This window comes from Kaistia adipata DSM 17808, from assembly GCF_000423225.1.
In the GTDB taxonomy this organism is placed as follows: Bacteria; Pseudomonadota; Alphaproteobacteria; order Rhizobiales; family Kaistiaceae; genus Kaistia; species Kaistia adipata.
In genome coordinates this window covers 732,662-747,020 of record NZ_AUHO01000007.1, presented here as the reverse complement: position 1 = coordinate 747,020, position 14,359 = coordinate 732,662, and the positions used below count along the sequence as shown (strand labels likewise).

At 65.8% G+C, this 14,359-nt stretch carries 12 protein-coding genes; 5 read left to right on the top strand and 7 right to left on the bottom strand.

Annotated features, from left to right (window positions below; all coding sequences use genetic code 11):
* Positions 1–52 precede the first annotated feature (52 nt).
* Positions 53–595, top strand: coding sequence for a TetR/AcrR family transcriptional regulator (locus G539_RS0108400; RefSeq protein WP_029074797.1), 543 nt, complete (start codon positions 53–55; stop codon positions 593–595).
* Positions 596–654: 59 nt separating this feature from the next.
* Here G539_RS0108400 and G539_RS0108395 read toward each other — a convergent pair whose 3' ends face one another.
* The 7 genes from G539_RS0108395 to G539_RS24160 all read right to left on the bottom strand — a co-directional run bounded on the left by G539_RS0108395 (position 655) and on the right by G539_RS24160 (position 9,556).
* On the bottom strand, positions 655–2,334 hold the full coding sequence (locus G539_RS0108395; RefSeq protein ID WP_029074796.1) for a hypothetical protein: 1,680 nt from the start codon (positions 2,332–2,334) through the stop codon (positions 655–657).
* A gap of 22 nt (positions 2,335–2,356) precedes the next feature.
* Positions 2,357–3,250 carry a carbohydrate ABC transporter permease gene (locus G539_RS0108390; protein WP_029074795.1) on the bottom strand — a complete coding sequence of 298 codons (894 nt, stop codon included), beginning with the start codon at positions 3,248–3,250 and terminating at the stop codon, positions 2,357–2,359.
* Positions 3,247–4,200 (bottom strand): carbohydrate ABC transporter permease, encoded by a 954-nt coding sequence (locus tag G539_RS0108385; protein WP_245576834.1) that lies wholly within the window; start codon positions 4,198–4,200, stop codon positions 3,247–3,249. Before G539_RS0108385 ends, G539_RS0108390 begins: the two co-directional genes overlap by 4 nt.
* A gap of 111 nt (positions 4,201–4,311) precedes the next feature.
* On the bottom strand, positions 4,312–5,613 hold the full coding sequence (locus tag G539_RS0108380) for an ABC transporter substrate-binding protein (RefSeq protein WP_029074793.1): 1,302 nt from the start codon (positions 5,611–5,613) through the stop codon (positions 4,312–4,314).
* Positions 5,614–5,677: 64 nt separating this feature from the next.
* Entirely contained in the window at positions 5,678–6,688 is a 1,011-nt protein-coding gene (locus G539_RS0108375; protein ID WP_029074792.1) for a LacI family DNA-binding transcriptional regulator, read from the bottom strand.
* A gap of 201 nt (positions 6,689–6,889) precedes the next feature.
* A complete protein-coding gene (locus tag G539_RS0108370; protein WP_029074791.1) occupies positions 6,890–8,086 on the bottom strand; it encodes a mandelate racemase/muconate lactonizing enzyme family protein in 1,197 nt (398 codons plus the stop codon).
* Positions 8,087–8,242: 156 nt separating this feature from the next.
* Entirely contained in the window at positions 8,243–9,556 is a 1,314-nt protein-coding gene (locus G539_RS24160; RefSeq protein ID WP_245576832.1) for a mandelate racemase/muconate lactonizing enzyme family protein, read from the bottom strand.
* A gap of 156 nt (positions 9,557–9,712) precedes the next feature.
* Between G539_RS24160 and G539_RS0108360 the strand changes: the two genes are divergently transcribed.
* From G539_RS0108360 to G539_RS0108345, 4 genes are all read left to right on the top strand, one after another.
* Positions 9,713–10,747, top strand: a complete 1,035-nt coding sequence (locus G539_RS0108360) for a LacI family DNA-binding transcriptional regulator (RefSeq protein ID WP_084639882.1) — start codon at positions 9,713–9,715, stop codon at positions 10,745–10,747.
* A gap of 78 nt (positions 10,748–10,825) precedes the next feature.
* On the top strand, positions 10,826–11,599 hold the full coding sequence (locus G539_RS0108355) for an IclR family transcriptional regulator (protein WP_029074789.1): 774 nt from the start codon (positions 10,826–10,828) through the stop codon (positions 11,597–11,599).
* Positions 11,600–11,891: 292 nt separating this feature from the next.
* Positions 11,892–13,316: an extracellular solute-binding protein gene (locus tag G539_RS0108350; protein WP_425402348.1), complete on the top strand. Its 1,425-nt coding sequence runs from the start codon at positions 11,892–11,894 to the stop codon at positions 13,314–13,316.
* Positions 13,317–13,388: 72 nt separating this feature from the next.
* The gene (locus G539_RS0108345) at positions 13,389–14,351 is read left to right on the top strand and encodes a carbohydrate ABC transporter permease (RefSeq protein WP_084639881.1); all 963 of its coding nucleotides are present in this window, start codon (positions 13,389–13,391) and stop codon (positions 14,349–14,351) included.
* Positions 14,352–14,359: the final 8 nt, after the last annotated feature.

The following is a 14,359-nucleotide window of genomic DNA, read 5'->3' as shown; positions in this document are numbered from 1 at the left end:
CTGGGGGAGCCGATATATATCCGTCCAGACGGTATTAAAAGAGAAAAACGACATGGGCAGACGGCCGACGATCGATCGCGAAGGGTTGCTGGATGCGGCCGACCGCGTCATCGCCAAGGGCGGCGTCACGAGCCTGACCATCGACGCGGTCGCCCGCGAGGCCAGCGTCAGCAAGGGCGGCGTGCTCTATTCCTTCGGCACCAAGGACGCGCTGATCGAGGCGATGCTGGCGCGCGCCGGCGAATCCTATGAGGGACTCGTCCGCGACTACCTCGCGGCGCATGGCGACGAGCCCTACGCCGCCGCCGGGGCGCATGTCGACGCCAGCCATCGCGAGGACCGGCTGGCCGCCATCCGCGCCAGCGCGCTGCTCGCCAGCCTCGTGCGCTCGCCGGAATATCGCAACCAGATCCAGGGATCCTATCGGGAGCTTTTCGACAAGATCGACACCCAGACCGAGGCGGGTCGACGGGCGCTGACAGCGGTTCTCGCCGCGGAGGGCGCGTTCCTGCTGCGGGGCCTCGGGCTGGCCGAATTCGAAAACGACAGCTGGGACGCGATCTTCGCCGACATCCGGGCGATCCTGCCCGGATAGACCGGCGGCTCGGCCGGGATGACGAGTGGGCGCGCCTTTTACCGGCGCGCCCGCGTTTCTCAGGCGAGGCCGCGCCCACGCGGCCGGAGCGTGAACAAACGCGCGGCCTCGATGGTGGCGGGATCCGCCGCGAGACGCACGCCGCCGATCGGCAGGTCGCTGTCGATCCGCTTGGTCGCATTGTACAGGCCGCCGTCGACATAGACCTCGATCAGGCCGACATCGATGAAGACGCGAACCTGACGCAGCGCCGTCACCGCCGTCCGATAGCGCGGCACGACGCGGTTGCCCGGCGGATCGAACACGAGCTCCAGCGTCATCCCGTCATAGACGAGCGACAGACCATGGTCCGGGTGGTCGAAGTCGAGCGTGAAGGGCGTTCCGGCGGCGGAGAACGCCAGTTCGATCTCTCCCAGCCCTTGCGGAAGCGGCGTGGCGACGCCGTCAGCCAGCGAAACCGGCGCGACGTCGGCCCTGAGGTCCCGCACGCTTTCGACCGGCGGCATGCGCAGCGCGCCGTCCCGCCAGACGAAGCGGCGCGGCAGCGTCATCGCCGAGGCGAAGTCGCGGTCCTTGAAGACGTCGGTCCAGTTCGCCGCCCAGGCGATGCCGACCGGACCGCTCGCATGCTGGAAGGCCTGGATCGCATAGCAATCCGTGCCGAAATCGAGCTCGCGCCGCAGGATCGGCACGAAATGCCGACCGTCGAAACGGCCAACGATGGCGTAGCTCAGATTGCGCCGGCGCGTGGCCTCGTCGCGATAGCCGATCAGCCCGAACAACAGCGCGTACAACCCCTCCCCCTCGCCGTCGAGGGCGATCAGGCAGGGACACTCGGCCGGGATGTTGCGGCGCAGCGGTTCCCGATGCAGGACATCGACGAAGCGCCAGCCGTCCACGCCCTCGGGATCGGCCGTCTCGTAGAGCAGCACGAGGCCGGCGGTGTCGTCGGCCCCGGCGACCAGCATCTTCCAGAGCCCGTCCGGACCGCGGAACACGTAGGGATCGCGGATATCCTTGCCGAAATTCGGAATCGCGGGCCGCGTGGTGATGATCGGCTGCGACGGCCCGGCGGCGAGAAGATCAGTCGAAACGGCGGTGATCTGCCATTCCTGGCTCGGCTCGCGACCGTCCTCGCGGTCGGTGTAATAGACCCGCAGCGAGCCGTCCGCCTGCGGCACGGCCGAGCCCGAGAAGGCGCCGCCGGTCATCGCGTTGTCGGCGAGCAGCTCGGGCCGGGGCTCGAGGAAGACCGGCAGGTGCACCCAGTCGACCAGATTGTCGGAGACGGCATGGCCCCAGTGCATCGTGTTCCAGCGGCGGGCATGCGGATAGTGCTGGTAGAAGAGATGCGTCCGGCCGTCGACCTCGCAGAGGCCGTTCGGATCGTTCATCCAGCCGAAGGGCGGCTGGAAATGCAGGCCGTAGCGGGCATCGCTGGAACGGTTCGCCTCGGTCGTCCGCAACAGGCGGATGCCCTCTGCCGTCACGCGCGCCGGCGCATAGGCATAGGCGAGCGACACGGAAGTCGCCGGCTCGTTCCAGGCAAAACGATAGGTGCCGGCGGCTGGCGCCTCGAACACCGTCCGGGTGAAATCGTCGGAGCGGGCGCCGGGGAGCATGGCGAGATCCGCGCCGTCACGGGTGACCCGAACCTCGGATACGGGGTCGCGGGTCGGCGCCTTCTGCCACAGATGCACGACATCGCCCGCATCCAGACGGGTCTCGAATTCGGTCATTGCAAGACTATCCATTGTCGCCTCAGCCCTTGACGGCCGAGCTGATGAAGGAACTGACGAACCATTTCTGGAAGGCGAGGTAGAAGATCAGCACCGGCACCATCATCATCACCGACGCGGCCATGGCGCTGTTCCAGTAGACGCTGTCATGGCCGAAGAAGCTGGCGATGCCGACCGAGATCGGGCGGGCGCGGTCGGTCTGGGTCACCATCAGCGGCCAGAGATACTGGTTCCAGGTCTCGATGCCGAGCAGGATCGCCACCGTCGCCAGCACCGGCAGGCTCAGGGGCAGGAACACCGACCAGTAGATCCGGAACGGCGAGGCGCCGTCGACGGTTGCCGCGTCATAGACGTCGCGCGGCACCTGGATGAAGAACTGGTAGATCAGGAAGATGTAGAGCGGGCTCGCCATCCAGGGCAGGATCTGCGCCGCGAAGCTGTCGCCGAGGCCGGCCTTGTTGACCAGGCTGAGCAGCGGCAGGACGATCGATTCCTGCGGCACGATATAGAGGCCGATCAGGCCGGTGAGCACCACCGCCCGGCCGGGCAGCCGCCCCCAGGCCAGCACGAAGGCCGCCATCGAGTTCAGGAAGACGCCGCCGAGCACCGTGCAGAACAGGATGATCAGCGAGTTGACCAGGTAGCGCCCGAACGGCAGCGCGCCGCTGAACGTCGCGATGTCGGCGAAGTTCTGCAGCGACGGATCGCTGACCCAGAAGGCACGGAAGCTGCCCATGTCGGCCAGGATCTCGAAGCGGTCCGTCTTCAGGCTGGCGACGAAGAGCAGGAAGAGCGGCGAGATCACCACCAGCGCGATGATCAGCACGGCGACGAACTTGACGATCGCGCCGATGTCCCGCGGTTCGGACAGTTTGGCGACATGCGCCGGGGCGGAAGCGGAGGTGACGGTGCTCATCGACGATCCCTCACGACGAAGCGCTGGACGAGCGAAACCACCAGCACGATCAGGAACAGGAGAATGGCGACGGCCGAGGCGAGGCCGAGCCGCTGGTCGACGAAGCCGGCCGTGAACATGTAGTGCACCAGCGTGTCGGTGGTGCCGCGCGGCCCGCCCTGGGTCAGGATGTTGACCTGGGTGAACAGCTTGAACGCCTGGATGGTGGTGATGATCAGCACGAAGATGTGGGTCTGGCGCAGGCTCGGCATGGTGACATGCCAGAAGCGCTGCCAGCGATTGGCGCCGTCCAGCTCCGCCGCCTCATAGAGCGTCTCGGGAATGTTCTGCAGCCCGGCCAGATAGACGATCATCTGGAAGCCATAGGCCTGCCAGGCCGAGAGCAGCACGATCGACGGCATCGCCCAGTTCGGGTCGCCGAGCCAGTCGATCGGGCCGACCAGCCCGAAGCTCAGGAAGCCGACGATCTGGTTGAACGGACCGGTCGGATACTGGAACAGCGTCGACCAGATCACGCAGACAACGACCATCGAGGTGATCGCCGGCAGGAAGAACAGGCCGCGGAAGAAATTGCGATAGGGCAGCTTCTGGTTCAGCAACAGCGCGATCGCCAGCGCGAAGCCGCACTGCACCGGCAGCACCATGATGGTGAAGCGGGTGACGTTCCAGAGCGCGGTCCAGAAGCCGGGATCGGTCAGGATGCGCGTGAAATTGTCGAGGCCGACGAAGCGGACCGGCACCGGTCGCGGGATCAGGCGCTGATTGGTCAGCGCGATCTCGAACGACGACAGGAACGGCACGAGCAGGAAAATGGTGATCAGGATGCAGGCGGGCAGCAACATGCCCAGTTCCTGCAGCTTGCCGCCCCAGATCAGCGGCTTGCGCCGGTATGCGGCGCGGCCCGACCCCGGCGATGCCTGACTTGGCATGGGGGACGCTTGGCTCGACATGACGATGCCTCCCGGCTTCTTGTTTCCCGGCCGCGCGTCAGGGCGCGACCGGGTGTTCGGCATTGGTGGCGACCCGGCCGCGCCTGGCGACGCGGCCGGTGGGTGACGGGGTTACTCGGGCTGGCCGAACGGCTCGTAGCCGTCATTGTCGACGATGTCGTCGTCGATCTTCTTGGCGGCCTTGCTCAGTTCGTCCTGCGGATCGGCGCCGTCGAAGATGTTGGTCATCGCGTTCTGGAAGGCGAGCGTGATGGTCGGATAGGCCGGATGCGGCGGACGCGGCACCGCGCTCTTGGAGGCCTGCTCGAAGGCGACCGCCATGGCGCCCTTGTCGGCGTAGAGCGGCGAATCGGCGGCGAAGGACTTCAGGCCGGGGAAGCCGGCATGCGCCTTGTACGTCTCGCGATAGGCCGGGTCCTGCAGCATGAAGCTCAGGAACTTGCCGGCGGCTTCCGGATCGGAGGCCGTCTTGGCGACCGACCAGATCCAGGTGCCGTTCGGGCTCGCCGACTTCCCGCCGAACTTCGGCAGCGGCATGACGACGACGTCATCGCCCATTTTGGCGTTGGCCTCGGCGTAGAACCAATGGCCACCCCAGGCGAGCGCCGCCGGACGGCCTTCGGCATAGAACTGGTTCTGGCCGGACGACTGCGGCACGACCCAGCCCTGCTTGACCCAGTTCTGCATTTCAGTCGCCGCGTCGACGCAGGCCTTGCCGTCGAGCGTGCCGATCGCCTTCCAGCTGGCGCGATCGATCACGTCGCAGCCCATCGAAACCAGGATCGGCTCATAAGCGTAGGTGATCCATTCCGTCTTGGTGCCATAGGCGCGGAAGAGATCGAGCGGCCACTTCACGCCCGGCGCCGTCGACAGCGTCTTCAGCGCCGCCTCGAACTCCTCGCGCGTCCAGGCATCGTCGACCGAGGTCGGAATGCGGATCTTCAGTTCCTCGAGCTGCTTGCGGCTGCCATAGAGCGCCACCGTGCTGTCGGTCAGGCCGATCGCATAGAGTTCCTTGTCGATCGGATAGGTGCCCTGGGCGACGTTCGACTCGGTCATGTCGTCGACCAGCGCCTTGTCGATCAGGCCGGCGATCGGCTGCAGGAAGCCCGACCAGACGTAATTCGCCAGGAACGGCGCGTCGAGCTGCATGATATCCGGCAGCGAGCCGGCCGAGACCGCCGCGCCGACTTTCTCGTTATAGGCGTCGTGCGGCGTGTTGATCAGCTGCACCGTCGTGCCTGGGTTCGCCGCCTCGAAACGCTTGGCGACGTCGTTGATGACGGCGATCTCGGAGGGCTCGCCCTGGAACATCACCTTGAGCTCGGCCGCCTGCGCGCCCGAAAGCCCTGCCCCAACCGTGATGCCCAGCACGGACGCCGTGCCGAGCCACTTCAGTAAACGTTTACCCAGAATGTTGGACATTTGCATTCCTCCCATTTTACGAGCTTTTGCCTGTTGAACCGTCTCGCCGCCCTCAGACCGAGGCGCGCTCCACGAGACGAAACGGAATTTCCTCGACCATCGCCACCGGCTTGCGATGACCGGACAGGATCTCGCCCGCACGCCGGCCGATCGCCCGGTGCGGCAGTTCCATCGTCGTCAGGGGCGGATCGAGCCTTGCGGCGATCTCGACCTGGTTGTCGAAGCTCGCGATCGCGACATCTTCCGGGATCCGCAGCCCGACGCGCCGGATCGCGCCATACACCTCGAGCGCGACGCGATCATTGCCGCAAAGGATCGCGTCCGGACGCACGGCGCCGGAGAACAGCTCGGCGACATGGTCGCGCACGAGGCTGCGGGCACGATCGGAATAGACGGGGCCGCGGGTCGCCGGCAGCATCCAGCCTTCCTCAACGGCCAGGCCACGCCTGGCGTGGGCGGCACGGAACCCCTCTTCGCGCATGCGGCCGGCAACCAGCCCCGGCAGGTTGAGGAAGGCGATCTTGCGGCGGCCCTGCTCGAACAGATGCTCGACGACCGTTTCGGCGGCGGCGCATTCGGCCGGAACCAGCGACGGGATGATGCCCGCCGCGTCGCGGCAATTGATCATCAGCGCGATCACGCCGCGCACCGCTTCCGGCACGGCGACGACCTGATGATACATGCTGGCATAGGCGATGGTGCGCGGCATCAGCCGCTGCAGTTCGGCGACGCTCGCCTCGACGGTGCGGCCGCCAATATTGGTGACGACGACGGAAAGGCCGTCAGCGCGGGCGGCGTTGTCGAACGACCGCATGATCTCGGTGGCGAAGGGCTGGGTGATCAGCCCGTCGGCGACGATGCCGAGAATCGGCAGGTAGCCCTGGCGCATGCCGCGCGCGACCAGATTGGGCTTGTAGCCGAGCTCGTCCGCCAGCGCCTTGATCTTCTGGCGCGTCTCCTCCGACATGCGGATCGAGCCGCCATGCAGGGCGCCCGATACCGTCTTGACGGAAACGCCAAGCCGGCTGGCTATGTCCTGCATCGAGACCTTGGCGTCCGCCATCGGGGCATCCGGGCTTGGGTTATCGTTTACTCAAAATGCCCAAACGGCCGTTTCCTGTCAATCGGTCCCGAAAAATCGGGATTTAGGCGCCTTTTTCGGTGCGCGGAGGCCGAATCGGCCGCGATCGCGCCCGCCGGACGAGAAAGGGCGGGTGCGCGATATCCCGCGCCCCGCCCCTTCACTCAATCGCGAAGCCGGCGATCAGTCGAAGAAGCCGGCATCCTCTTCGCGCAGATACTGCTTGCCGGCCTTCGGGTCGATGTCGAGGCCGAGCCCCGGCGCTTCCAGCAGGTCGACCATGCTGTCGGTGACGATCTTTTCCGGCAGGCCGGTGACGATCTCGTTCCAGAACGGCTCCGAGGCGCTCGGATATTCGAAGGCGATGTAGTTCGCCGGCAAAGTGGCGCAGACATTGATCAGCGCGCCGAGGCCGAGCAGGCCATTGGCGGTGCCATGCGGCGCCATCAGGATCGAGTGCATGTAGGCGTGCTCGGTGATCCATTTGAGCTCGGCGATGCCACCGACATCGGCGGGATCCGGACCGATGACGCGCACGGCCTGCGTCTCGATCAGTTCCTTGAAGTTATGACGCAGATAGATCTGCTCGCCGGTATGGATCGGCGTCGAGGTCGAGGTGGTGAGCTCGCGATAGGCCTGCGGATTGACCCACGGCACGTAGTCGCCGGTCAGCATGTCCTCGAGCCACATCAGATTGTACTTCTCGACCGCCTGAGCGAAGCGGATGGCGTCCGGCAGCATCCAGCCGGGGCCGCAATCGAGCGCCAGGCTGACCTTGTCGCCCAGCACTTCCTTCATCGCGGCGACACAATCGAGCATGTGGTTGAAGCCGCGCTCACTGATGACGCCCTGGTCCATCGCGCCGTGATAGTGGTTGGGCTGCGAGACGCCGTAGTGGAAGCCCGGAATGCTGGTCTTCATGTTGGAGTGGAAGCTGATGCCCTGCTTCACCATGAAGAAGTTCTCGGGCCGCTCCATCATCCATTTGACGTCGGCGGCATAGTCTTCCGGCCGGTCGCCGGTGCGCTTCTTCCGGATCGAGCCATTATAGACGCGCACCTTGTCGCGCACCTTGCCGCCGAGCAGCTTGTAGACGGGCACGCCCGCCGCCTTGCCGGCGATGTCCCAGAGCGCGTGCTCGATGGCGCTGACCGCCGCGCCATAGGGCTTGAACGAGCCGCGCTGGCGGATCCGCAGCATGACGCGCTCGACGTCGGTCGGATCCTCGCCGATCAGCGCATCGCGGAAATGCAGGACGAACGGCTTCAGATAGGGCTTGGTGAACTCCACCTCGCCGAGGCCATAGAGCCCCTCGTCGGTGACGATGCGGACGATCGGATGCTTGCCGATCACGGCGCAACGCAGGTCGGTGATCTTCATGGAAATTCCCTTTGGTGCCCTTGCGCAGTTCCGCGCTCGGGGAACGCTGGAGACCCGTTTGATCGGGTATTCTTCACGCGAACCGGCGCCCGCTCCGCTCGCAAACGGGACGAGCGGGCGCCAAACAATCAGGATGGCCGATGAAGTCGCGTCGGATCAGTCGTGCGGGACGCGGTCGAAGCCGACGCGCAGGCGGTTCCACTCCGAGGTGTCGGCGAAATAGCTGGCGCCCTCGCGCAGATGCTCGCGGATCACTTCCTCGTTCAGGTCGACGCCGAGGCCCGGCGCATCCGGAACGGTGACATAGCCGCCCGACATGTAGTCGGCGTCGAGGCCGGTCACGAGATTCGGCCAGTAATCCTGGTCGAGGCCGTGATGTTCGACGGCGACGAGGCTGGCGATCGACGCGCCGAGATGCACGTTGGCCATGAAGCCGATCGGCGTGCAGCAGGCATGCAGGGCCGTCGGGATGCCGTAGCGCTCGGCATGGTCGGCGATCTTCTTGGTCTCGGTCAGGCCGCCTGAGCTCAGCATGTCGGGATGGATGATGTCGAAGGCGCGCGTCTCGATCGCCTCGCGGAAGCCTTCCCAGAGATAGAGATCCTCGCCGGCCGCGACCGGGGTCAGCAGCGCGTCGGCGACCTTCTTGTGGTTGGCAATGTCCGTCCAGGGCAGCGGATCCTCGACCCAGGCGAGATTGTAGGGCTCGAGCGCATGGCCGATCCGGATCGCCTCGTCGGCGGTGACGAAGCCCTCGCCGAAATGGTCGGTGCAGAGCGAGATCTCGTCGCCGACGGCGTCGCGCACCGCTGCCGCCACCTCGGCCGCCAGCTCGACGCCGCGCTCGCTGATGCGCGCGCCCGGACCACGGCCCGGCACGTACCACTGGTTATACTGCGGATACTCGAACTGGGTCTTCGAGCCGACGAGCGCGCCGGGCGTCGCCTCGAACAGCCGGCCCGGCAGGTCGAACTTGATGAAGGTGAGCCCGAGCGCGGCGCGCTGCTTCACCACCTCGGCATAGGCCTCCGGCGTCGGCGACCGCGGCGCCGGCGTGTCGCCATAGATGCGGACGCGATCGCGGAACTTGCCGCCGAGCAGCTGGTAGCACGGCACGCCATAGGCCTTGCCGACCAAGTCCATCAGCGCGATCTCGATGCCGCAGACGCCGCCCGCCTCGCGGCTGTCGCCGCCATAGCTCTTGATCGACTTGAACAGGTACTCGACGTTGCAGGGGTTCTGGCCAATCAGCAGATGCTTCAGCCGGAGCGCGGTATCGGCATTGGCGCCGTCGCGCACCTCGCCGAGGCCGTAGATGCCCTGGTTCGTGTCGATCCTGACGATCGGATAGTAGCCATGGCCGACGACCGTGGCGACACGGATGTCGGTGATCCTGAGCGCGCTCGGATGCGAACTCATACGCACATTGTTGGCGATCGTCTCAATGGGGGCTTGGTCCAACGCGGCCATCTCGAATCCTCCTTACCGGCGTTTGTTTGTTGTTATTTTTATTGCTATTATCACCAAACAAATAGCGCAACATGTTTTGCAAAATTTCTACCCGCCGATTGACTCCGCGGCACCGCCATAGTCAAAGGCCGCACGCAACAGGTGAACGGAGCTGCAATGGCATCAACGCGCGTGACGATTCAGGATCTGGCGGATCGCCTCGGCCTGTCGAAGTTCTCGGTCTCCCGCGCGCTGTCGGGAAAACCGGGGGTGGCGGAGTCGACCCGAAGCCGGGTTCTGCAGGCGGCACGCGCGATGGGCTACCGCGTCCACGCCGAGACGGGCCACCCCGTCGGACAGATCCTGTTCGTCCGCAGCGAGGCCGATCCGGTCTCGAGCGAGCTCTGGTTCAACATGATGCAGGGCGCCGAGATGGAGGCCGAGCGGCTCGGCTATTCGGTCGTGCCACGGCAGGCACGCTACCTGAGCAACGCCGCCAATCTCGACCCGTCCGTCGTCGGCCTGATCCTGGCCGTGCCGCGCCCTTCCGACGTCACCGACATCGCCGCCCGCAGCGGCGTGCCGGTGGTCTGCGCCAGCTATGTCGAACCGTTGGTGCGCTTCGATCATGTCGTCGGCGCGGACTGGGAAAACGGCGTCGCCGTCGCCCGCATGCTGACGGGATTGGGGCACCGCCACGTCGCCTATATCCACGGCTCGAACGTGCCGCTCGGCCGGATCGAGCGGTTCCGCGGCTTCAAAGACGGCATGCTCGAGACCCCCGGCGCGGTGGTCGAGGACATCGTCTATGACGAGGCCGGCGGCTTCCGGCGCCCCTTCCTCGCCTATCTCAAGAATGGCGGCGCGCCGACCGCGCTGTTCTGCGCGCATGACGGCATCGCGGTCAGCGCGGTGTCCGAACTGCTCCGGATGGGGCTGCGCATTCCCGAGGACGTCTCGGTGGTCGGCTACAACGACTTCGCCTGCGCCACCCAGATCTCGCCACACCTGACCACGGTGCGGACGCCGCAGGTGGAGATGGGCGCCGCCATGGTCCGCTGCATCGCCGACCGGCTGGCGCTGCCGGAAAACCGCGCGCGCGCCCCGGTGCGGGTCGCGCTCGCCGCCGAAATCGTGCGCCGCGCGTCGACCGGGCCGGTTGGCAATCCGCCCTGGCAGAGCCTGCTTCCAACGCTCTCGACGCTCGCCTGAGGTATGAGGCCCCGTCCCAAATATGAACTTCATCGCCGTGCCGCGGGGTGCTATCGCTAGCACGGGAGGACTATGGCGATGGCAGAGGCGCGGACCCGGAACGGCGTTCCGGTCATAGACAGGACCTTCGATCTGCTCGACGCGCTGGAGCGCGCCCCCGACGGCCTCGCCGCGCCGGCGCTGGTCGAGGCGCTCGCGGTTCCGCGCAGCACGGTCTACCGGATCCTGAACTCGCTGCTGGCGCGCAAGGTCGTGCGCCGCACCTTCGACGGCAGCTACGTGCTCGGCCACCGGCTGGTCTCGCTCGCGGCGCATGTCCGCACGGAGCCGCAAAGCGCCGACCTCGCGCAGATCGCCACTTTGGTGATGCAGAGACTGAGCGACGCGAGCGGCGAACCGCTCAAGCTTTCGGTCCGCGACGGCGACCAGGCCAACGTGATCGCCTCGACGATCGGCGTCCCCAATTCCACCTTCGCGCCCGCGCTCGCCTCGCGCTATCCGCTGCATGCCGGCGCCGCCAGCAAGGTGATCATGGCGCACATGCCGGCGGAGGAACTGGCCCATCTCCTGGAGGCGCCGTTCATCCGCTACACGCCGCGCACCATCGCCGATCCGCATCGCCTCGCCGGCGAACTGGCGCGCGTCCGCAAGCTTGGATTCGCGAATGACCACGGCGAGCACAATGCCCGCGTGCACGCCATCGCCGTGCCGGTGTTCGAAGCCGGCGGTCGTTTTCTCGGCGCCCTCAGCGTGCCCTTCCTCGCCGAACGGGACGAGGCTTTCCGCATCCGCATGCGCCAGTCGCTGAAGGCGGCGGCACAGGAAATCGGCCGCAAGATACCGCGCTCCTGACGCCTGCGAGAGGGCTTTCCGTGCCGTTGCGGCAGCGCCGGCATCGCCCATGAAAATGCTGCAAGTGCGAACCTAACAACATAACTTCAGCCGCAATGCGTTGCGGCCAAGGGGTGTTGACAGGGCTCGAAGAACAACGTTAGCGTCCCCCTAGTTTCGGGAAGAGATCGAAGAAAGATCCGCGCACCGGGACATTTCACAGGGAGGTTTCTCGATGCCCGACTTGCTTCACCGCAAGAATGCGTCCGCATGCCTGCATGCCCGGAAATTCCTGAGCCGCTCGGCCGCGGCGCTGCTGGCGACGACGTTCATCGCCAGTCCCGGCGCGGGCTTCGCCGCCAATGTCGATCTCTCGAAATGGTCGCCCGACTACGTCAAGTCGATCGCCGGCACGGCGGAGTTCGACACGGCGGCGGAATGCGGCAAGGTCGTCCCGAACGACTACAAGGGCCGCCTGACCTATTGGTGGGTCGGCCCAACCCAGGCCCAGCCCGAGATCGACCACAAGATGGACGCGGAGTTCTGGGCGGCCTGGAAGAAGGCCTACCCGAACATCGAGACCAACGCGCAGAGCCTCGACTACAACGACATGCTCAACAAGGTGCGCACGGCGGCGCTCGGCAATGCCGCGCCGATGGTCGCCAAGTTCCCGATCCTCTGGGGCGTCGAATTCGCCGCCAAGGGCCAGCTCAGCGAGCTGAAGCCCGAGGATGTCGGCTACGAGACCAATGATTTCTGGCCCGGCGCGATGAAGTCCGTCACCTATGATGGCAAGACCTACGGCATCCCGACCAACAACGAGACCATGGGTTTCATCTGGAATGCCAAGATCTTCGCCGACGCGGGACTGGATCCGGAAAAGCCGCCTGCGACCTGGGATGACGTCGTCAAGTATTCGAAGCAGATCAAGGACAAGCTCGGCGTCAACGGCTATGGCCTGGTGGCGCGCCAGAACGCCGGCAACACGCCGTTCCGCTTCATGCCGCAGCTCTGGGCTTATGGCGGCGGCGCCCTCGACGAGACCTCGGCCGAGCCGACCTACAAGACGGTGGAACTCAACAATGCCGGCTCCAAGGCCGCGCTGCAGGCCGCCTATGACATGTATGTCCGCGACAAGTCGGTCCCGGCCTCGGCGCTGACCAACACCCAGAACGAGAACCAGAACCCGTTCATCGCCGGCCAGCTGGCGATGATGATCGCCCACCCGGCGGAATACGCGAAGATGGTCGATCTCGCCAGCAAGGCGACGGGCGCCGACAAGGCGGCGGCCGAAGCGGTGGTCTCGAACATGCGCTACGGCCTGCTGCCGGAAGGCCCGGCCCGCCGCGCGGTCGTGTTCGGAGGCTCGAACGTCCATATGTTCGCGCCGGACCTAGTCGAAGGCGGCCTCGATGTCGACGCCGCGCGCGCCTTCATCTGCTTCTCGACCGGTCCGGAATGGTCGACCAAGCTCGCCTGGGTCGGTTCCAATCCCGGCCACCTCGACGGCTTCACCACCAAGTGGATGAAGGAACGGCTCGACACGATCAAGTTCCTCGACGTGACGACTTCGATGCTGCCGAGCGGCATCCCCTTCCCGGTCATCCCCGAGCAGGCGGAGATCATGAACATCATCGTCCCGGACATGCTGCAGAACGCGCTGACCGGCAAGATGACCGTCGACCAGGCCGCCGATGACGCGGCGCAGAAGGTCCAGGAGCTGCTCGACGGCATGTAGTCGCCGTCGCTGAAATGCCGATCGGCCGCCGGCGCGGCGGCCGATCCCCATCCCCCCGAGAGGAAGATCCGGATGACGATTGACGTCGCTCATCAAGGCGGAGCCGTGCCTGCTTCGTCCCGCCGCCGGAGGCCCGGCCTGCTCCGGCGCATCGTGCAGAACCGCAACGACTACGCCTATATCGCGCCCGCCCTGATCGTCATGGCGCTCGTGATCGCCTATCCGATCTATTACACGGTCGAGCTGAGCTTCTTCAAAACGCCCGCCAATCTGGCGATGGACCAGAAGATCTTCGTCGGGCTCGACAATTACTGGACGATCCTGACCTCGAAGAGCTTTCGGGACGTCACCTACAACACGCTGATCTGGACGATCTTCTCGACGTTCTTCGCCTATGTGCTCGGCCTCGGCGCCGCGCTGGCGCTGAACCGCGAATTCGTCGGCCGCGGCGTGCTGCGCGCCGTGCTGCTGGTGCCCTATGTGATCAGCGCCGTCGCCGCCTCCTATGTCTGGAAGTGGCTCTACCACTCCGACTTCGGCGTCATCGGCGCGCTCTCGGTGCAGTTCGGCTTCACCGACCGGCCGATCAACTTCCTCGACAACATCTACACCGCCCTGCCGGCGATCATCGTCGTCAACATCTGGAAGGAATTCTCCTTCGCGATGATCATGCTGCTCGCCGGCCTGCAGACCGTGCCGGACCAGCTCTTGCGCGCGGCGCAGGTGGATGGTGCCAATGCCTGGCAGCGCTTCTGGCACGTGACCATGCCGCACCTGAAGGGCGTCTCGATGGTGACGATCCTGCTTCTGGTCGTGACCAACCTGAACTCGTTCATCATTCCCTGGATCATGACCGGCGGCGGCCCGGCCGGCGCCACCGACATCTGGATCACCCAGATCTACCAGCTCGCGTTCGGGCGCATCCGCTTCGGCCTGGCGTCCGCCTACTCCGTGATCCTGTTCATCGTGATGATGTTGCTCGGCTACTTCTACGTGAAGGCGCTGACGCGTGGCGACGAGGCGAAATCCGAATGAGCACGCAG